19 protein-coding genes are annotated in these 19157 nt (G+C 70.0%); 16 read left to right on the top strand and 3 right to left on the bottom strand.

What is annotated here, in order from left to right:
* Window positions 1-6 precede the first annotated feature (6 nt).
* From ACWICD_RS13175 to holA, 4 genes are all read left to right on the top strand, one after another.
* The gene (locus ACWICD_RS13175; RefSeq protein ID WP_376128915.1) at window positions 7-600 is read left to right on the top strand and encodes a helix-hairpin-helix domain-containing protein; all 594 of its coding nucleotides are present in this window, start codon (window positions 7-9) and stop codon (window positions 598-600) included.
* A gap of 18 nt (window positions 601-618) precedes the next feature.
* The gene (locus ACWICD_RS13170; RefSeq protein ID WP_376128913.1) at window positions 619-1158 is read left to right on the top strand and encodes a YaeQ family protein; all 540 of its coding nucleotides are present in this window, start codon (window positions 619-621) and stop codon (window positions 1156-1158) included.
* A 96-nt stretch (window positions 1159-1254) separates the two neighbouring features.
* Window positions 1255-3609 (top strand): ComEC/Rec2 family competence protein, encoded by a 2355-nt coding sequence (locus ACWICD_RS13165; RefSeq protein ID WP_454140425.1) that lies wholly within the window; start codon window positions 1255-1257, stop codon window positions 3607-3609.
* Window positions 3610-3641: 32 nt separating this feature from the next.
* Complete coding sequence (gene holA, locus ACWICD_RS13160) at window positions 3642-4688, top strand: DNA polymerase III subunit delta (RefSeq protein WP_376128910.1); 1047 nt, start codon at window positions 3642-3644, stop codon at window positions 4686-4688.
* Between the two features lie 83 nt (window positions 4689-4771).
* On the opposite strand, the gene rpsT is transcribed toward holA, so the two are convergent.
* Together rpsT and ACWICD_RS13150 are read right to left on the bottom strand one after the other, a co-directional pair.
* Window positions 4772-5032, bottom strand: a complete 261-nt coding sequence (rpsT, locus tag ACWICD_RS13155; protein WP_376128908.1) for a 30S ribosomal protein S20 — start codon at window positions 5030-5032, stop codon at window positions 4772-4774.
* A gap of 114 nt (window positions 5033-5146) precedes the next feature.
* Complete coding sequence (locus ACWICD_RS13150; RefSeq protein ID WP_376128907.1) at window positions 5147-5887, bottom strand: alpha/beta hydrolase; 741 nt, start codon at window positions 5885-5887, stop codon at window positions 5147-5149.
* Window positions 5888-5932: 45 nt separating this feature from the next.
* On the opposite strand from ACWICD_RS13150, the gene lepA reads away from it, so the two are divergent.
* The 11 genes from lepA (at window position 5933) to era (ending at window position 16924) form a co-directional block, all read left to right on the top strand.
* Window positions 5933-7798: a translation elongation factor 4 gene (gene lepA, locus ACWICD_RS13145; protein WP_376128905.1), complete on the top strand. Its 1866-nt coding sequence runs from the start codon at window positions 5933-5935 to the stop codon at window positions 7796-7798.
* A gap of 9 nt (window positions 7799-7807) precedes the next feature.
* Window positions 7808-8458 carry a DUF1990 family protein gene (locus ACWICD_RS13140; RefSeq protein ID WP_376128903.1) on the top strand — a complete coding sequence of 217 codons (651 nt, stop codon included), beginning with the start codon at window positions 7808-7810 and terminating at the stop codon, window positions 8456-8458.
* Window positions 8459-8460: 2 nt separating this feature from the next.
* A complete protein-coding gene (gene hemW / locus ACWICD_RS13135) occupies window positions 8461-9678 on the top strand; it encodes a radical SAM family heme chaperone HemW (RefSeq protein ID WP_454140424.1) in 1218 nt (405 codons plus the stop codon).
* 80 nt (window positions 9679-9758) lie between these two features.
* On the top strand, window positions 9759-10799 hold the full coding sequence (gene hrcA, locus ACWICD_RS13130; protein WP_376128899.1) for a heat-inducible transcriptional repressor HrcA: 1041 nt from the start codon (window positions 9759-9761) through the stop codon (window positions 10797-10799).
* Window positions 10800-10852: 53 nt separating this feature from the next.
* On the top strand, window positions 10853-11962 hold the full coding sequence (dnaJ, locus tag ACWICD_RS13125; protein WP_376128898.1) for a molecular chaperone DnaJ: 1110 nt from the start codon (window positions 10853-10855) through the stop codon (window positions 11960-11962).
* Window positions 11963-11965: 3 nt separating this feature from the next.
* Window positions 11966-12733 carry a 16S rRNA (uracil(1498)-N(3))-methyltransferase gene (locus ACWICD_RS13120; protein ID WP_376128896.1) on the top strand — a complete coding sequence of 256 codons (768 nt, stop codon included), beginning with the start codon at window positions 11966-11968 and terminating at the stop codon, window positions 12731-12733.
* Window positions 12734-12756: 23 nt separating this feature from the next.
* On the top strand, window positions 12757-13104 hold the full coding sequence (locus ACWICD_RS13115) for a histidine triad nucleotide-binding protein (protein WP_376128894.1): 348 nt from the start codon (window positions 12757-12759) through the stop codon (window positions 13102-13104).
* A 52-nt stretch (window positions 13105-13156) separates the two neighbouring features.
* A complete protein-coding gene (locus tag ACWICD_RS13110; RefSeq protein WP_376128973.1) occupies window positions 13157-14185 on the top strand; it encodes a PhoH family protein in 1029 nt (342 codons plus the stop codon).
* Window positions 14182-14649, top strand: a complete 468-nt coding sequence (gene ybeY, locus ACWICD_RS13105; RefSeq protein WP_376128892.1) for an rRNA maturation RNase YbeY — start codon at window positions 14182-14184, stop codon at window positions 14647-14649. Before ACWICD_RS13110 ends, ybeY begins: the two co-directional genes overlap by 4 nt.
* Window positions 14646-16019 (top strand): hemolysin family protein, encoded by a 1374-nt coding sequence (locus tag ACWICD_RS13100; RefSeq protein ID WP_454140423.1) that lies wholly within the window; start codon window positions 14646-14648, stop codon window positions 16017-16019. The genes ybeY and ACWICD_RS13100 overlap by 4 nt, the downstream gene beginning before the upstream one ends.
* The gene (era, locus tag ACWICD_RS13095) at window positions 16016-16924 is read left to right on the top strand and encodes a GTPase Era (RefSeq protein WP_376128888.1); all 909 of its coding nucleotides are present in this window, start codon (window positions 16016-16018) and stop codon (window positions 16922-16924) included. The genes ACWICD_RS13100 and era overlap by 4 nt, the downstream gene beginning before the upstream one ends.
* A 22-nt stretch (window positions 16925-16946) precedes the next feature.
* On the opposite strand, the gene ACWICD_RS13090 is transcribed toward era, so the two are convergent.
* Window positions 16947-17831: an isocitrate lyase/PEP mutase family protein gene (locus ACWICD_RS13090; protein ID WP_454140450.1), complete on the bottom strand. Its 885-nt coding sequence runs from the start codon at window positions 17829-17831 to the stop codon at window positions 16947-16949.
* Between the two features lie 9 nt (window positions 17832-17840).
* Between ACWICD_RS13090 and ACWICD_RS13085 the strand changes: the two genes are divergently transcribed.
* The gene (locus ACWICD_RS13085; protein WP_454140422.1) at window positions 17841-19037 is read left to right on the top strand and encodes an ArsR/SmtB family transcription factor; all 1197 of its coding nucleotides are present in this window, start codon (window positions 17841-17843) and stop codon (window positions 19035-19037) included.
* Window positions 19038-19157 lie beyond the last annotated feature (120 nt).

Below are 19157 nucleotides of genomic sequence, written 5' to 3'. Positions count from 1 at the left end.
GGCGGCGTGACCACGGCCGAGGATCCGCCCGCGACACGCCGCCGGCTCGGCGTGGGCGCCGCCGTCGTCCTCGTCATCGCGACGCTCGCCGTGACCGTCGGGATCGGCATCGTGCGCGGTGCCGTCGCGCCGGTCGAGTCCGTCGCGTTCGATGAGGTGACGGATGCACCCCGGGAGCGGGCCCCCGACCTCTACGCGCACGTTTCGGGGGCCGTCGTCGCACCCGGGCTCTACGTGCTGCACCCCGGCGCCCGGGTCGTCGACGCCATCGCGGCAGCGGGTGGGTTCGTCGACGGAGCGGCGCGCGACGCCGTCAATCTCGCGCGTCCACTCAGCGACGGCGAACAGGTGGTCGTCCCGAAAGAAGGGGATGAACCGGCATCTGCCGACATCGCACCGGTGACCGACGGCCGTGTCAATCTCAACGTGGCCGACGCGACGACGCTCGAGACGCTGCCGCGCGTCGGGCCGGCCATTGCGCAGCGCATCATCGAGTGGCGCGAGCAGCACGGGCGGTTCACGAGTGTCGACGACCTGCTCGCGGTGGCCGGGATCGGTGACAAGATGCTCGAGTCGCTGCGCGATCTGGTGACGGTCTGAGCGCGTAGGCTCGGATTCATGGCCCTCGGTGCGACGATCCACACGTTCGATGTGCAGCTCGCCGACGTCGACCGCGGAGTCTACGAGGACCTCATGCTCCGTGTCGCGCGGCATCCGTCCGAGACCGACGCCTTCATGATGACGCGCGTGCTCGCCTTCTGCCTCGAGCATGAAGAGGGCATCTCCTTCAGCGAGGGCGTCTCGGCGACGGACGAGCCGGCGGTGCTCGTGCGAGACCTCACGAACCGCGTGACGGCATGGATCGAGGTCGGCTCGCCCGACGCGGCGCGACTGCATCACGGCAGCAAGCTCGCCGACCGCACCGTCGTATATACGCACCGCGATCCCGCGAAGGTCATCGCGACGTGGTCGGGCAAGCGCATCCACCGATCGGCCGAGATTCCCGTGCGCAGCTTCGATTCGGGCTTCATCGATTCGGTCACGCCGGCGATCGAACGCCGCAACACCGCGACCCTCTCGGTGACCGAGGGCCATGTGTACCTCGAGCTCAACGGGCAGTCGTTCACCTCGACGATCCACGAGCACGCGATCCCCTGACACTCCAGCTCCTCCCCACCCGCGCAGTCACCGCACTTCTGCACGGATGACCGGCGTGGCCGCCGCGGCCCCGAGGCGCGTCACTAGCGTCAGGCCGTGGCGGATGACGGTCGGCTCAGACGGCGCCTGCGGCTGCTTCCCGCCGCCGGTGTCGCGTGGGCGACGGCGGCCTTCACGACCGCCGCCCCCGACAGGGCGACCGAGGTCGCGGGCGGTCTGTGGGCGACGGCGCTGACCCTCGTGCTCGTGCTGTCCGTCCGTCCACGAGCGGGGCGGCGGGACACGTTCCGAGGCGTGGCGGTCGTGCTCGTCGTGGCGCTCGCAGCCGGTGGTGCCGCGGCATCCCATGTCGCCCTCGCGCACGGCGCGCGCGCCGAGCTCGCGACACTCGCCGTCGACGGCGGCCGCTTCATCGAGGTGCGGGCGAACGTCATCGGCAAGGTCGAGCGCCGCGTCGACGGCACGCTCGCCTTCGATGCCCGGGCGAGCGCCGTGCGCATCGGGTCCGTCGAGCACTCCGTGACGGGCGAGATCGTCGTGCGCGTCGCTCCCGGCGATATCGAAGGAGACCGCGACGACCTCGATGTGGGAGCCGTCGTGGCGGCCCGCGGAACCGCGAGACCCGGCGATGCGGGCGAGCGTGCCGTGCTCGAGCTGCGGGCCGGGCAGGGGCTGACGGTCCTCACGCCGCCGCAGGGCATCCTCGCCGTGTCCGCGGGTCTGCGGCACGGGCTCGTGCGTGCCGTCGCCGGACTGCCCGAGCCGGGGGCAGGGCTCGTTCCCGGGCTGTCCGTCGGGGACACCTCCGCCGTGTCCGTCGAGCTCGACGCCGCGATGAAGCGTTCCGCGCTGTCCCACTTGACGGCGGTGTCCGGGGCGAACTGCGCACTCGTCGTGGGGATCGCCTTCTTCGCGGCCGCCGCGCTCGGCGCGCGACGTTCGGCGCGCGTCGTCGCGGGTCTGAGCGCACTCGCGGGCTTCGTGGTCCTCGTGACGCCCGAGCCGAGCGTCGTGCGCGCCGCGACGATGGCGGCGATCGCGATGGTCGGGCTCCTCCTGGGGCGCACCGGCGTGGGCGTCAGCGTGCTGAGCCTCGCCGTCACCGTCCTGCTGATCGCCGATCCGTGGCTCGCGCATTCGCTCGGCTTCGCACTGTCGGCGGCGGCGACGGGCTCGCTGCTCGTCTTCGCACGTCCACTCGCTGACGGGCTGGCGCGACGACTGCCGCGCGCACTGGCGCTCATGCTCGCCGTGCCGCTCGCGGCCCAGCTGGCGTGCGGACCTCTCCTCGTGCTCATCGAGCCGAGCGTGCCGCTGTACGGCGTGCTCGCCAATCTGCTCGCGGCGCCCGCGGCGCCGGCGGGAACCGTCGTCGGGCTCGCAGCGTGCCTCGCCGCGCCCCTGCCGTGGGTGCAGCAGGGGCTGGCGGCTGTCGCGTGGCTGCCGGCGGCGTGGGTCGCGGCGACCGCGCACACCGCGACCGCGCTGCCGGGCGATCTTCTGCCGTGGGTCGAGGGGCCGGCAGGGGCCGTTCTGCTCGGCGCGGTGGGCGCGGCGCTGGGCATCCTCATCGGGCTGCGCCCGGGCAGAGGCCGCAGGCGGGCAGTGCGGGCGGCATGCGGCGCACTGGTCGCGATCGTGATCGGGGTCGCGACGGGAAACGCCGCGGCGGGCACCGTCGCGGGCAGCTGGACTCTGCCCGGGGACTGGCGCGTGCTGGTGTGCGACGTGGGCCAGGGCGACGCGGTGCTCGTACGGTCGGGCGCCGCGATCGCGCTCATCGACACCGGCCCCGAACCCGAACGACTCGAGGCCTGTCTCGCCCGCGTCGGCGTCTCGCACATCGATCTGCTCGTGCTGACGCACTTCGATCTCGACCACGTCGGCGGTGTCGCCGCCGTGCGCGGACGCGTCGACGCGGTGCTGCACGGGCCTCCCGCGACCGCCGACGACGAGCGACTTCTCGCCGGACTGGCGCAGCACGGTGCCGACAGCGTCTTCGCGACGGCGGGCATGCAGGGGATGCTCGGCGCGGCGCGATGGCGCGTGCTGTGGCCGCGTGCGCACAGCCCGGCGTTCCCGCACGGGAACGATGCGAGCGTCGTGCTCGACATCGGCGGGGGAGACGTGCCACGGACCCTGCTGCTGGGCGACCTCTCCGCGGGGGCGCAGACCGGCCTCGCGGCATCCGGACAGCTCGATCCGCCGTACGCGCTCGTCAAGGTCGCGCATCACGGCAGCGCCGACCAGCACGTCGCTCTCTACGCCCGCGCCGACCCCGCCGTGGCACTCGTGACCGTCGGGGCAGAGAACCGGTACGGCCATCCGCGGCGGGAGATCCTCGACGCCCTCACGGTGTTGGGCGGGTCGATCGCGCGCACCGACACGCACGGCATGATCGCGCTGTCCGTGCGCGAGGGATCCCTGCGGATCTGGCGCGAGCGCGGCTGAAGCCTGTCGGTGCCGGTCGGTAGGCTGAAGTCATGGCTGCCGCACCCCGACGATCCTCCGCGTCGTCGGGTCGAGCATCGAAGTCGGTCATCCCGCAGGTGTCGTGGCGCGCACCGCAACCCGCGCCGATCGTGCTCGTCTCGGGCCCCGAAGAGGTGTGCGCCGAGCGGGCCATCGCGGGGGTCCGCGAGTTCCTCCGGGCCGAGGATCCGAGCCTCGAGGTGTCCGACCTCCGCGCCGACGACTACACGTCCGGCTCGCTGCTGGGCATGACCTCGCCCTCGCTCTTCGGCGAGCCGCGTCTCGTGCGGGTGTCGGGGGTCGAGAAATGCTCCGACGCCTTCCTGACCGAAGCCATCGCCTACCTCGCCGGCCCGCAGGATGGTGCGACGGTCGTGCTGCGGCACACCGGCGCGAGCGTGCGCGGCAAGAAGCTGCTCGACGCGATCCGCGCCGGCACCGGCGGCGGCATCGAGATCGCCTGCCCCGCGATCAAGCGCGACTCGGATCGGTTCGACTTCGCGGCCGGCGAGTTCGCCGCCGTCCGCAAGCGCATCGCTCCGACCGCGCTGCGCACCCTCGTGTCGGCCTTCGCCGACGATGTGACCGAGCTCGCCGCCGCCTGCCAGCAGCTGATCTCCGATGTGCCCGGCGACATCACGGACCAGGTCGTCGAGCGCTATTACGGCGGTCGCGTCGAGACCTCGGCGTTCGCCGTCGCCGACACGGCGATCGCCGGCCGCTACGGCGACGCGCTCGTCGCACTGCGCCACGCCCTCGCATCCGGCGCCGATCCCGTGCCGCTCGTCGCGGCCATCGCGTCGAAGCTGCGCACCATGGCGCGGGTCGCGGGCCACCGCGAGTCGTCGTCGGCGATGGCGGCGCGCCTGGGCCTGAAGGACTGGCAGGTCGATCGCGCGCGCCGCGACCTCACGGGGTGGAACGAAACGACGCTGGGCATGGCGATCCAGGCGGCCGCGCGGGCTGATCTCGAGGTCAAGGGCGGCTCGCGCGACCCGGTGTTCGCCCTCGAGCGGCTCATCACGGTCATCGCCACGCGCGCGCCCTTCGGCGCCTGACCAGCGGTCCCGCCCTGCCCCGCGGCATCCCCGGCAACACGAAAGGCCCGCCCCCGGAGGGACGGGCCTGTAGATCATGCGGCTCAGAGAGCGGCGACCTGCTTCGCGATGGCCGACTTGCGGTTCGCGGCCTGGTTCTCGTGGAGGACGCCCTTGCTGACGGCCTTGTCGAGCTTCTTCGTCGCCTGCTTGAGCGCCGTCTCGGCTGCGGCCTTGTCGCCCGTGGCGACGGCATCGCGCGTGTTGCGGATGACGGTCCGCAGCTCGCTCTTGACGGTCTTGTTGCGCTCGCGCGCCTTCTCGTTGGTCTTGTTGCGCTTGATCTGCGACTTGATGTTCGCCACGTTCGACGTCTTTCGTTCGGAGTGAATTCGATGGAAGTGCCGGGCGCCGGGAGAGGGCCGTCGCGTCGGCGGTCGTGAGGGCAGAACCCACACGCAAGCCAATCACCGACTCTATCAGTTCTCGTGCACTGCCTGATCCCGCACGTCGAGTGTCGCGATCGCGAGATCGAGCACGGCGTTGAAGACGCGCGGGCGCATGGCCGTCACGAGGTGCGACGTGCGCGGCACGACGACGAGCTCGGCGTGCGGGGCGATCCTCGTGAAGAGCCGTTCGTTGACCCGCAGCTGGTCGTACTGACCGTTCACGAACCACAGCGGCATGTCGATGCGCGAGAGAGCGGCGAGCAGATCCAGCACCGACAGACTGCGCAGCGCGACGTCCTGAGCATCGAAGGCGTAGCCGCCGGCGCCGAAGTCGGCACGCGTCTCGACGGGAAGCGTCGAGGCCAGCCAGCGATTGCTGAGCCACATCCCGCGATCGGGCAGCGCATCGAAGCGCCGCGCGAGGAACCGGTAGGCGGTGAGTCCCACACCCCGCGGAAGCGCCGTGCAGGATGCCGCGATGAAGCCCGCGACCGCAGGGCGCTGCTCCGCGCCCACGTAGGCCGTCGACAGCAGGCCGCCCATCGAGTGCCCCACGAGCAGCACGGGACCCCGGGTCGCGGCATCCGTCACGGCCGCGTCGATCGTGGCGAAGGCCTCGTCGAGGTCGAAGATCTCCGTCCGTCGCGCACCGTGACCGGGCAGGTCGACCGCCGTCGCGGCGTGACCGCGCTCTTCGAGATGGGCGACCTGAGCACGCCACATCGTGGCGGACGTGCGGATGCCGTGTACGAACACGACCTGGACCGCCATGGCCACAAGGCTAACCCCGCGCCCGCCGGGTAGGATCGACAGGATATGTCACCGCGCGCCCTGAAGCCTCTCGAGCCGTCCGCGACTCCGCCCGAGATGATCCGGAACTTCTGCATCATCGCTCACATCGACCACGGCAAGTCGACCCTCGCCGACCGGATGCTGCAGATCACGGGCGTCGTCGCCGACCGTGACATGCGCGCTCAGTACCTCGACCGGATGGACATCGAGCGCGAACGCGGCATCACGATCAAGTCGCAGGCCGTGCGCATGCCGTGGGCGCTCCAACAGGCGCAGGGACCGGACGCGACGTACGCGCTCAACATGATCGACACCCCCGGGCACGTCGACTTCACCTACGAGGTGTCGCGCAGTCTCGCGGCGTGCGAAGGCGCTGTCCTTCTCGTCGACGCCGCGCAGGGGATCGAGGCGCAGACCCTCGCGAACCTCTATCTCGCGCTCGAGAACGACCTGCACATCATCCCCGTCCTCAACAAGATCGACCTGCCCGCCGCCGACCCCGAGAAGTTCGCGGCCGAGCTCGCCGGCCTCATCGGCGGCGACCCCGAAGACGTCCTGCGCGTCAGCGGAAAGACGGGCTTGGGCGTCGAATCGCTGCTGGACCGCATCGTCGAGCAGATCCCGCCTCCGCGCGGTGACGCCGACGCGCCGGCACGCGCCATGATCTTCGACTCGGTCTACGACTCCTACCGCGGCGTCGTGACCTACGTCCGCATGGTCGACGGAAAGCTCGAGCCCCGCGAGCGCATCCAGATGATGTCGACGAGGGCGACCCACGAGCTGCTCGAGATCGGCGTGTCGAGCCCCGAGCCCGTGCCCTCGAGGGGACTCGGCGTCGGTGAGGTCGGCTACCTCATCACGGGTGTGAAGGACGTGCGCCAGTCCAAGGTCGGCGACACGATCACCAACCTGCGCAAGCCCGCCGCCGAGGCGCTGCCGGGCTACACCGACCCGAAGCCCATGGTCTTCTCGGGCGTCTACCCGATCGACGGCAGCGACTACGCCGAGTTGCGCGAAGCGCTCGACAAGCTCAAGCTCTCGGACGCGTCGCTGCAGTACGAGCCCGAGACCTCGGTCGCGCTGGGCTTCGGCTTCCGCTGCGGCTTCCTGGGACTGCTGCACCTCGAGATCATCACCGAGCGGCTGTCGCGCGAGTTCGGCCTCGACCTCATCACGACCGCGCCGTCGGTGACCTACGAGGTCACGACCGACACCGGCGAGACGGTGACCGTCACCAACCCGAGCGAATACCCCGACGGACGCGTCGCCGAGGTCACCGAGCCCGTCGTCAAGGTCGGCATCCTGCTGCCCAAGGACTACGTCGGCACTGTGATGGAACTCTGCCAGGGCCGCCGCGGCACGCTCCTGGGCATGGACTACCTGAGCGAGGATCGCGTCGAGCTGCGCTACGACATGCCGCTCGGCGAGATCGTCTTCGACTTCTTCGACCACCTCAAGAGCCGCACGCAGGGCTACGCGAGCCTCGACTACGAGCCGACCGGCTCGCAGACGGCCGATCTGGTCAAAGTCGACATCCTGCTGCAGGGCGAGAAGGTCGATGCGTTCAGCTCGATCGTGCACCGCGACAAGGCGTACGCGTACGGCACGCTCATGACGGAGCGGCTGCGCAAGCTGATCCCGCGTCAGCAGTTCGAAGTGCCGATCCAGGCTGCCATCGGCGCACGCATCATCGCGCGTGAGAACATCCGCGCGATCCGCAAGGACGTGCTGGCGAAGTGCTACGGCGGTGATATCAGCCGCAAGCGCAAACTGCTCGAGAAGCAGAAGGAAGGCAAGAAGCGCATGAAGATGGTGGGCCGCGTCGAAGTCCCGCAGGAGGCGTTCATCGCCGCGCTCTCCGGCGACACCGACGGCAAGAGCTCGAAGTAGGAGGCCTGCATGCGCCGCGGAACCTTCCGAGACGGAACCGTCGACTACGCCGCCGTCGGGGCGACGCAGGCCGCCGACCTCATGGGCTACCCGCCCGAGCGCAGCATCCCCGCCGAGGAGTCCTGGCGGATCGGGAGCGGTGAGGAGCGCTTTCGCAGCGCCGGCGAAGCGCTGCTCTCGTGGGGCGCCCAGCGCGGCGCGGGTTTCGCGCTGACCGACGTGCGCCCGGCAGCCGGACCGATGTACTCGGGCGTCGGATTCGACGCCGACGGCAACCCGGTCGCGCCGAGCCGCACCGATGCCGAGCAGCGCTTCGACGCCGACGGCACGCCGTACGTCTCCAGCGGCACGACCGTGCGACTGCACGGGCGTGCCGGGGGCCTGAACGGCGATGCCGAGCTGCGTGTCATCTTCGTCGTCGAGGAGCCGCGCCGCATCGGCTTCGCGCTGGGCACGGTCGGCGGATCGGTCGTGAGCGGCGAGGAGTCGTTCATGCTCGACTGGCGCGACAACGACGAGGTCTGGTTCACGGTTCGCGCGTTCGACGCGCCCGCAGCGCTGCTCTACCGCCTGCTGCCCGGCCTGACTCGACGTCGCCGCCGCGAGCTGTTCACGCGCTACCTGCGTGCCATCTCGCCGCTGTACACGACGCCCGCCTGACGATGGGCGCTGCACTTCCGCTCGGCGACCCTGCTCCGCCAGACGGGCGTCTTCCCGACGGCGTACTGGTCGATCCGGTCACCCCGTTCGGGGTCTACCTGCATGTGCCGTTCTGCATCGTGCGCTGCGGATACTGCGACTTCAACACCTACACGGCGACCGAGCTGCGCGGCACGCGACAGGACGAATACGCCGTCACCCTGCTGCGCGAAGTGGCCCTGGCCCGCGAAGTGCTCGCCGAGCGGGGCGACATCCGTCCCGCCGCCACGGTCTTCTTCGGCGGGGGCACACCGACGCTGCTGCCGCCCGGCGACCTCGGACGCATGCTGTCCGGCGTGCGCGACGGCTTCGGCCTCGCGCACGACGTCGAGGTCACCGTCGAGGGCAACCCCGACACCGTCACCGATGCGGTGGCCGCCGATCTGGCGGCATCCGGTGTCACGCGTCTGTCGATCGGCATGCAGTCCGCCGTGCCGCACGTGCTCGCGGCCCTGGATCGCACGCACGAACCGCGCAACGTCGCGACGGCCGTGACGGCGGCTCGTCGCGCGGGACTCGGGGTGAGCCTCGATGTCATCTACGGTGCACCGGGGGAGTCGCTCGAAGACTGGCAGCGCTCGCTCGATGCGGTGACGGCCCTCGAGCCCGACCACGTCTCGGCGTATGCCCTCATCATCGAAGACGGCACGAAGCTCGCGCGGCAGATCCGGCGCGGCGAGGTGCCGGCACCCGACGACGACCTGCAGGCCGACATGTACGAGCTCGCGGACCGCGTGCTCGCCGACGCCGGGTTCGGCTGGTACGAGATCTCGAACTGGTCGCGCACGGTCGCCGACCGGTCGCGCCACAACCTCGCCTACTGGACGGGCACCGACTGGTGGGGCTTCGGTCCCGGAGCGCACAGCCACATCGCCGGGACGCGCTTCTGGAACGTCAAGCACCCCGCCGCCTACGCGCAGCGGCTCGCGTCGGGTCAGTCACCCGCCGCCGGGCGCGAGACACCGGATGCCACCGCCCGGGCGCTCGAGAGCGTGCTGCTGCGCACGCGCATCCGAGAGGGGATGCCGGCGGCCGAGCTTCCGCCTGCGACGCGCGGCGCCGTGGCCGGTCTCATCGCCGACGGACTCGTCGAGGGTGCCGCCGCGATCGCGGGGCGGATCGTGCTCACCCTGCGCGGTCGCCTTCTCGCCGACGCGGTCGTGCGAGCCCTCACCTCATGACGGACTGTCGTGCGGGCATCCGCTAGAATTGGCACTCTCTTGCGGTGAGTGCCAGCAACGATATTTCGAAGGAGCCGCCCGTGGTCAGCGAACGAGGTCTGCAGGTGCTGCGGGCGATCGTGCAGGACTACGTCGACACCCACGAGCCCGTCGGCAGCAAGTCGATCGTCGAGCGGCACGCCTTCGGCGTGTCGGCCGCGACGATCCGCAACGACATGGCCCAGCTCGAAGACGAAGAGCTCATCGCCGCTCCGCACACGTCATCGGGCCGTGTGCCGACCGACAAGGGATACCGCGTCTTCGTCGACCACCTCGCCGAGCTGCGTCCGCTCAGCACGGCGCAGCGCTCGGCGATCTCGTCGTTCCTCGACGGCTCGGGCGACCTCGACGACGTGCTCTCCCGCACGGTGCGGGCGCTGACGAAGCTGACCGGCCAGGTCGCGATCGTGCAGTACCCGTCGTTCGCGCGAGCCAAGCTCACGCACGTCGAGCTCGTGCAGATCGGCGGCGGGCGCATGCTCGTCGTCGTGGTGACCGACACCGGCCGCGTCTCGCAGCGTCTGGCGTTCGTGGGCGACGACTACGACGAGGCCGAGCTCGGCGGCATCCGCGCCGAGATCGCGACCCTCGTCGTGGGGCGTCCTGTCCGCGACGGGCTGCAGCGCATCGCCGATGACGCCGCCGTGCGCGCGGCGAGCACCTCGTCGCGCGACGTGGCGATCAGTGCGATCGCCCGCACCGTCGCGGAAGAACTCGAAGAGTTCCGGCAGGATCGGCTCGTGATGGCCGGTTCGGCCAATCTCGCCCGTCGTGAGGCGGACTTCCGCGGCAGCATCTATCCGCTGCTGCAGGCCATCGAAGAGCAGGTGACGCTGCTCACCCTCATGAGCGAGATGGTCGCCGACGAGCACGGCCTCGCGGCGAGCATCGGGCGCGAGAACGAGGCCTTCGGCCTCACCGAGGCCTCGGTGCTCGCAAGCGACTACGACGCGACGGGTTCGCGCGCGCGCGTGGGGCTGCTCGGCCCGACGCGTATGGACTACTCCAACAACCTCGCCGCGGTGCGGGCGGTCGCCCGCTACCTCACGCGGCTGCTCGAAGAAGACGAAGCCGCCCGCTGACGCGGTGACGGCATGACACGACCCCGCGGCGAATCCGCGGACGGAAGGCGACAGTGGCTGACCACTACGAGGTCCTCGGCGTCGGACGCGACGCGACCCCCGACGAGATCAAGAAGGCGTACCGCCGCCTCGCTCGCGAACTGCACCCCGATGTCAATCCGGGGGACGACGCGTCGGAGCGCTTCAAAGAGGTGACGCACGCCTATGACGTGCTGAGCGATGCGGATCAGCGGGCGCGCTACGACATGGGCGGCGATTCCCCGCTCGGCGGCGCAGGCGGCTTCGGCGGGTTCGGCGACATCTTCGAGACGTTCTTCGGCGCGGCGGGCGGCGGGCGCAGCGGACGACCGCGTTCCCGGCGGGAGCGCGGTCAAGACGCGCTCGTGCGCGTCACGCTCGACCTGCAGGACGTCGTCTTCGGCGTCCACCGCGACATCGAAGTGGACACCGCCGTCCTGTGCGAGACGTGCGAGGGCTCGTGCTGCCAGCCCGGGACATCGCCCGTCACCTGCGACATCTGCCATGGCAGGGGCAACGTGGAGCGACAGGTGCGGAGTCTGCTCGGCAACGTCGTCACGATGCAGCCGTGCAACGTGTGCCAGGGCTACGGCACGACGATTCCCTACCCCTGCGCGACGTGTCAGGGCCAGGGTCGCGTGCGCTCTCGTCGGACGGTGTCTCTCGACATCCCGGCGGGTGTCGAGACGGGACTGCGCCTGCAGCTGCCCGGTTCCGGCGAGGTCGGACCGGCCGGCGGCCCGAACGGCGATCTGTACGTCGAGGTGAACGTCACGCCGCACGCCGTCTTCAGCCGGGACGGCGACGATCTGCTCGCGACGCTCGACGTGTCGATGCCCGACGCGATCCTCGGCACCACGACGACGATCGAGTCGCTCGACGGTCCGGTCGAGCTCGAGATCCGACCGGGCGTGCAGGCCGGCGATGTGCTGACGATCAAGGGCCGCGGGATCACGCCGCTGCGCAGCACGCAGCGCGGTGACCTGCGGGTGGGCGTGCACGTCGTCACCCCCACGCGCCTGGACGGCAAGGAGCGCGCGCTCATCGAGGACTTCGCGAAGCGCACGAAGGCGCCCGGTCCCAAGCTCACCGAGTTCCACCAGGGCCTCTTCTCGAAGCTGCGGGACCGTTTCCGGAACGGATGACGGATGCCGCTGCACTTTCTGCTCGACGAGGCCACCGACGCGCAGGCGGGTGACGAGGTCGCCCTGACCGGCGCGGAAGCCCACCATGCCGCGACCGTGCGACGCGTGCGCGTCGGCGAAGAGGTCACGGTCGGCGACGGTCGCGGGGCGTGGCTCACCGGCGAGTGCGTCTCGGTGACGCCGCGCGAAGTGGTCATGCGCGTGGACGCGCGCCGCGACATGCCGCCGCCCGTGCCGCGCGTCGTGCTCGTGCAGGCCCTCGCGAAGGGGGGCCGCGACGAGCTCGCCGTGCAGGCCGCGACCGAGCTGGGCGTCGACGCCATCGTGCCGTGGCAGGCTGCGCGCAGCGTGTCCCGGTGGGCGGAGGCAAAGGCCGAGAAGGGGCGCGCACGCTGGGCCACGATCGTGCGCGAAGCGGCGAAGCAGGCGCATCGTGCGTGGGTTCCCGAGATCGAGCCGCTCACGACCACGAAGCAGCTTGCCGGCCGCGCCGCGGCATCCGTCATGCTCGTGCTCGAGCCGTCCGCAACGGACCGCCTCACCGAGATCCTCGGCCCGCCGACGGGAGCGGATGCATCGGGCGAGCCGTGGCACGGCGGTGCGGACGTGCTGCTCGTCGTGGGCCCGGAGGGCGGTATCGCCCCCGACGAGCTCGACGCGCTGCGCGAGGCCGGTGCGCGCGCCGTGCGGCTCGGCAACACCGTGCTGCGAACCTCGACGGCAGGCCCCGCGGCTCTCGCCGCCGTGAGTGCGGCCCTCGGCCGCTGGTGACGCGTGCCGCTTAGACTGTCCGAATGAGCGAATCGTCGATCTTCGCGCGGATCCTCCGCGGCGAGATCCCCTCCGAGATCATCGCCGAGACCGAGAATGCCTTCGCGATCCGTGACATCGCGCCGCAGGCCCCGGTGCACCTTCTCGTGATCCCAAAGACCGAGGAGTACCGCAACGTCGTCGAGCTCGCCGCGGGCGATCCCGAGCTGCTCGCCGAGCTCGTCGGTCTCGCCAACTCCCTCGCCGCCGAGCACGCCGACGGCGACTTCCGGCTCATCTTCAACACGGGTCCGAATGCGGGACAGACGGTCTTCCACGTGCACGCGCACGTCCTCGGCGGCGGCCTGTCGGAGAAGAGCCTCGGTGGTTGACGACATCCCCGACGGCGCGACCGTCGAACGCGTGTACGTCGACGGCGTCGCGATGGTGCAGCTGCTCGGCCCGCAGGACCGCCTCCTGCGCGTCGTCGAGGCCGAACACCCCGACGTCGACGTGCTCGTGCGCGGGAACGAGATCACGCTCACGGGAGCACCCGACGTCGTCACGGCCGCGCGCGCGCTCGTCGACGAGCTGATCGAGATGACCAGGGCAGGGCAAGGTCTCGAACCCGCTGACGTCTCGTCGTCGAGCCGCATCCTGCGCACCGAGGGCGGACCCCGTCCGTCCGAAGTGCTCGGCGAAGCGATCCTCTCGTCGCGCGGCAAGGTCATCAGGCCCAAGACGCTCGGGCAGAAGGCGTATGTCGACGCGATGGACGAGAACACGATCGTGTTCGGCATCGGCCCTGCCGGTACGGGAAAGACCTACCTCGCGATGGCCAAGGCCGTCCAGGCGCTCCAGCGCAAAGAGGTCAGCCGCATCATCCTGAGCCGTCCGGCGATCGAAGCGGGGGAGCGTCTCGGCTTCCTGCCCGGAACGCTCACCGACAAGATCGACCCCTACCTGCGACCGCTGTACGACGCGCTCAACGAGATGATGGATCCCGAGCTCGTGCCCAAGCTCATGGCCAGCGGCACGATCGAGGTCGCGCCGCTCGCCTACATGCGAGGCAGAACCCTGAACGACTCGTTCGTCGTCCTCGACGAAGCGCAGAACACGACCCCCGAGCAGATGAAGATGTTCCTCACGCGCCTGGGGTTCGGAACCCGCATGGTCGTCACGGGCGACATCACCCAGATCGACCTGCCCGAGGGCGCGTCGGGGCTTCGCCTCGTCACGCGCGTCCTGGGGGACATCGACGACATCCACTTCGCGCAGCTGACCAGCGCCGACGTCGTGCGCCACACGCTGGTGGGGCGCATCGTCGACGCGTACACCGAGTACGACGAGCGGCGGCTGGCGGGCCGTCGCGAACGCGACGAGGCGTCCGAACTGGCCAATCGCGCCGAGCGACGCGCCGCACAGCGCCCCACGGGGCCCCGCGACCGATTCCCCAAGCGAGGACGCTCATGACGATCGAGATCGGCAACGAATCCGGCATGCCCGCCGACGAGACGGTGCTGCTGCGGCTCATGGAGCACAACCTCGCTCACCTGCACGTGAGTCCCGACGCCGACGTGGCCATCCTGCTCGTCGATGAGGGCGCGATGGAGTCGCTGCACGTGCAGTGGATGGATGAGCCCGGGCCGACCGACGTACTGAGCTTTCCCATGGACGAACTGCGCCCCGGCACGGATGACGCCCCGACGCCCCCGGGGCTGCTCGGCGACATCGTGCTGTGCCCGCAGGTGGCCGAGACCCAGGCGGCGGCGGCGCGCCACTCGACGATGGACGAACTGGTCATGCTGACCACCCACGGACTTCTGCATCTGCTCGGCTTCGACCACGCGGAGCCCGCCGAGGAGCGTGAGATGTTCACCCTTCAGAAGGAGCTCATCACCAGCTTCCAGTCGGCCGAGCGCCGACGACGCGCATGATCGCCGGCCTGCTACTTCTCGCTGCCGTTCTGCTCATCGCATTCGGCAGCCTCATGGCTGCGATCGATGCGGCCCTCGCCGTCACATCGCGAGCGGACCTCGCCGAGATGGGTGAGGTCGGCGGACGCAATGCGTCGTCGCTGCAGCGGATCGCCACCGACCCCGAAGCCCACGCGACCGCCGTGGTCTTCATCCGCATCCTCGCCGAGACGGGCGCTGCCGTCCTCGTCACGGTGGCCCTCACGATCCTGTTCGAGGACATCTGGTGGGCGATGCTCGCCGCCGTCGTGCTCATGACCGGCATCTCGTTCGTCGTGGTGGGCGCGAGTCCCCGCGCGTGGGGTCGGCAGCACGCGACGCGCCTGCTGCGTTCGGCGGCTCCCGTGATCCGCGGCGTGCGGCTCATCCTCGGTCCGCTCGCGCACGGTCTCGTGGCGCTCGGCACGCGTGTCACCCCGGGAGTCCGGCGCAGTGCGTCGTTCGCGTCCGAGGAGCAGCTGCTCAGCATCATCGACGAAGCGACCGAGAACGAGCTCATCGAAGAAGACGACCGCGAGCTCATCCACTCGGTCTTCGACTTCACCGACACGATCGTGCGAACGGTCATGGTGCCGCGCACCGACATGGTGACGGTGGATGCCGCGGCCACGGCCCGCGACGCCATGAGGACCTTCCTCGAGAAGGGCATCTCGCGCATCCCGATCGTCGATGACGAAGCCGACGACCTCGTCGGCATGCTCTATCTGAAGGACCTCGTGCAGTTCGCGTTCCGCGACGAGGCTGCATGGGCGGACGCGCCGGTCACGCGCGTCGCACGCCCGGCCGTGTTCGTGCCCGAGTCGATGAAGGCCGAGTCGCTCCTGCAGCAGATGAAGCGCGAAGCCGTGCATGCCTGTCTCGTGATCGACGAATACGGCGGCGTGTCCGGGCTCGTGACGCTCGAAGACCTCATCGAGGAGCTCGTGGGCGACATCGCCGACGAGTACGACCCGCGCGCCGACGAGGTCAGCGAGATCGAACCCGGGCGCTACCGCGTCAGCGCGCGTCTCGGTCTCGACGAAGTGGGCGACCTGTTCGGCATGGAACTCGAAGACGAGGACGTGGATTCGATCGGCGGACTGCTCGGCAAAGCGCTCGGGCGCATTCCCCATCCCGGCGCGGCGGCGGAGTACGCCGGCCTCGTGCTCACCGGCGGCGCTTCGCGCGGCCGCGGTCGGGGGATCTCGACCGTCTTCGTCGAACGCGGTGAGACGCCCGTCGACGCGGGCCGCAGCCCCCGGACCGGAGAGCTTCGCCTGCCGCGGACCGGCGAAGTCCGGGCAGCGCGCACGGGTGAGCCCCGCAGACCCCAGAACGAGGAGACACCATGACCGATCCCGAGACCACGGTTCACCGTTCCGGGTTCGTGACGTTCGTCGGCCGCCCGAACGTCGGCAAGTCGACGCTCACCAACGCCCTCGTCGGCGAGAAGGTCGCGATCACGAGCGACAAGCCCCAGACGACGCGCCGCGCGATCCGCGGCATCCTCAATCGTCCCGACGGCCAGCTCGTGATCGTCGACACCCCCGGCATCCACAAGCCCCGCACGCTTCTGGGGCAGCGTCTCAACGACCTCGTCGAGACGGTGCTCGGCGACGTCGACGTCATCGGATTCTGCGTCCCGGCGACCGAGAAGGTCGGCCCCGGTGACCGGCGCATCGCCGAATCGCTGTCAGGCTATGCGCGGGCGAAGAAGGTCGCGATCGTCACCAAGACGGATGCCGCGACCCGTGAGCAGATCACAGCGCGTCTCATCGAGGTCGATCAGCTGCGCGAGGACTGGGCGGCGGTCATTCCGCTGTCAGCGCTCACGCACGAACAGCTCGATGTGCTGACCGGCGAGCTTCTCTCGCTCATGCCCGAAGGCCCGCCGTTGTATCCGGACGATGTCGTGACCGACGAGTCGCTCGAGGACCGCGTCGCGGAGATCATCCGCGAGGCCGCTCTCGAGGGCGTCCGCGACGAATTGCCGCACTCCATCGCCGTGACGATCGAGGAGATGTCGCAGCGCGAGACCGGGTCGATGACCGACATCCACGCGAACGTCATCGTCGAACGCGACAGTCAGAAGGCGATCATCATCGGTCACCGAGGATCGCGCCTGCGCGACGTGGGTGCGCGTGCCCGCGCGCAGATCGAACCGCTCGTCGGCACGAACGTCTTCCTCAAGCTGCACGTGAGGGTCGCGAAGGAGTGGCAGCGCGACCCGAAGCAGCTCGGCCGACTGGGGTTCTAGGCAGCATCCGGGTTCGCGCGGGTCATCGTCGCACCGCTCGAACGCGGGCTGCTTCGACGTCGTCGTACGACATCGCATCCGGCGCGGGGAGGCCATCGCGATAGGCCACGGCAGAGCGGACAGCCTGCGTGATCGCGGTGCGGAACAGCCGGGAGCCGGTGCTGATACGTCGAACACCGAGCTCGTGAAGCTGCGGGAGGGGGAGCTCGGCCAAGACATTGAGCGGTGAATCGCCGAGCACGGAGACCAGCTTCTCGATTTCGTGCGGATCCCTGAGCCCGGGCACGAAGATCCCGTCTGCGCCCGCGTCGACATACTCGCGGGCCCTCCGGATCGTCTCCTCTGTCTGCGCTCCAAGCCAGTAAGTGTCGGTGCGGGCGTTGACGAACAGTTCCGGCGCTGCGCTCTTGAACGCGGCGATGAGTGCGCGCTGGCGTTCGACGGATTCCAGGCCTGTGCCGCGACCGTCCTCGATGTTGACGCCGGCCACGCCGATTGTCGTGAGCTCTGCGGCCAGCGCAGTGGGATCCGCGCCGAAGCCCGCCTCGATGTCGACGGTGATCGGCACCCGCAGGCAAACGAGCGACCTCGCCAGCGCGAGCGTTTCGTCGAGTGTCGCACCGGCGGCGTCTGGAAGCCCGCGAGACGCGGCGACGCCCAGACTCGTCGTCCCCACTGCCGAGAACCCCTGTTCGACAAGGGCCGCAGCCGAAGCGAAATCCCACGCGTTGGGGAGCACGAGAGGCTCCCGCGCGTGATGCAGCCCTCGAAACGACGAAGCCCCCTCCGCGATCGCGACGGCATGAGCCTCGCCGGGGCATGAGTGTCGCCCGGCACCGAACGGCCGACCGTCGAGGCTCTCGACGACTTCCTCGCCGGAGGGCGAGATCCGGCGCGTGGAAGGCACAGGAGGTTCGTGGCCCGCGATCAGCGATCGCGTCGCGCCGCAGGCTTGAACCAGCAGACCGATTCGCGTCGCCGTTTCCTCATCCCATTGACCCCCGGCAGCCACGACGAGGCGGGCAACCGCGGCATCGGCACCTGGGGTTTCGCCATCGTGCGGCTGATAGCTGGCCGCTACAACCTCGACATCAGCAGCGACCTCTCGCGGGAGGCCCAGCGCCTCAGCGAGCGTGGACACCGGATGACCTGGCCGACGGAGCGAACCTGGATCGATCTCATCGAGGAGGCGGACAGCCAGCTGGCGCCTTCGTTCGTGGTCCGCGCCCTCAGAGAAGCGCGCGACATGCGCGCGGAGCCAGGCGATCCCTGCGGATGCGTGCGGGACACGAGGGACGGTGTATCGCGGATCATCGAGAATTCCCATGCGTGCCATTGTGAAGGCAGATCAGTTCGGTGGACGCCGCACGATGACCGGTGCATACTCGACCACGTGACCGCGGAGAATCTCGCGTCCGTCGCTGCCGCGATGGCCGACACGACGCGCGCTCGCATGCTCGTTGCGCTCATGGACGGCAGAGCATGGACCGCGCGCGAATTGGCGCAGCAGGCGTCCGTGGCCGCCTCGACGGCGACCGAGCATCTGAACCGTCTGGTCGGCTCGGGTCTTCTCGCCGAACGCCGCCAAGGCCGGCATCGCTATGTTCAGCTCGCGGGCGCGAACGTGGCTGGCGCGTTGGAGGCCGTCGCCGCACTCGGCCACCGGCCCCCCGAACCGATACGCAGCCTGCGACAAGCATCCATCAACGCTGCGCTCGCCCACGCACGCACCTGCTACGACCACCTGGCGGGGGCGCTGGGCATCGGGATCACGGACGGGATGGTCGAACGGGGGATTCTGACCGAGGAATCGCTCGACCTCACCCCCCACGGGGCGGCGTGGTTCCATGACACGCTGCACGCCCCTTACGAGCCGGCCCGGCGGACGGCTACTCGCGCCTGCCTGGACTGGACGGAGCGTCGCGTTCACCTCGGCGGCGCTGTCGGCGCACACATCGCCAGCGTCTTTCTCGAGCGACATTGGGTACGGAAGTCGCAGTCCAGCCGCGCGATCGTGGTCACGCCCACGGGTGGTGCCGCGCTCCAACAACTTCTCGACATCGACTACGACGTTCTCCGACGCGTGAACAGCAGGACGGCCGACAACATTTAGGCGCGTATCCCGCGGATGGGAGACACGCCTAGGGCGTGTCTGATAATTGTCGGGTCCAGGCGATGACGGCTTGGATGAGGACCGCGGCGCGGTAGACGATGGCGTGCTTGTCGTATCGGG

This window comes from Microbacterium sp. NPDC055357, assembly GCF_053644835.1.
This window is presented reverse-complemented; position numbering and strand designations above follow the sequence as displayed.

Bases quoted from the DNA above. Each gene is read 5' to 3' on its own strand.
- hemW (WP_454140424.1), top strand. From the start codon at position 8,461: ATGGGCGCTGCACTTCCGCTCGGCGACCCTGCTCCGCCAGACGGGCGT.
- ACWICD_RS13140 (WP_376128903.1), top strand. From the start codon at position 7,808: ATGCGCCGCGGAACCTTCCGAGACGGAACCGTCGACTACGCCGCCGTC.
- era (WP_376128888.1), top strand. From the start codon at position 16,016: ATGACCGATCCCGAGACCACGGTTCACCGTTCCGGGTTCGTGACGTTC.
- ACWICD_RS13170 (WP_376128913.1), top strand. From the start codon at position 619: ATGGCCCTCGGTGCGACGATCCACACGTTCGATGTGCAGCTCGCCGAC.
- ybeY (WP_376128892.1), top strand. From the start codon at position 14,182: ATGACGATCGAGATCGGCAACGAATCCGGCATGCCCGCCGACGAGACG.
- ACWICD_RS13100 (WP_454140423.1), top strand. From the start codon at position 14,646: ATGATCGCCGGCCTGCTACTTCTCGCTGCCGTTCTGCTCATCGCATTC.
- ACWICD_RS13150 (WP_376128907.1), bottom strand. From the start codon at position 5,887: ATGGCGGTCCAGGTCGTGTTCGTACACGGCATCCGCACGTCCGCCACG.
- ACWICD_RS13110 (WP_376128973.1), top strand. From the start codon at position 13,157: ATGGTGCAGCTGCTCGGCCCGCAGGACCGCCTCCTGCGCGTCGTCGAG.
- holA (WP_376128910.1), top strand. From the start codon at position 3,642: ATGGCTGCCGCACCCCGACGATCCTCCGCGTCGTCGGGTCGAGCATCG.
- ACWICD_RS13115 (WP_376128894.1), top strand. From the start codon at position 12,757: ATGAGCGAATCGTCGATCTTCGCGCGGATCCTCCGCGGCGAGATCCCC.
- lepA (WP_376128905.1), top strand. From the start codon at position 5,933: ATGTCACCGCGCGCCCTGAAGCCTCTCGAGCCGTCCGCGACTCCGCCC.
- ACWICD_RS13120 (WP_376128896.1), top strand. From the start codon at position 11,966: ATGCCGCTGCACTTTCTGCTCGACGAGGCCACCGACGCGCAGGCGGGT.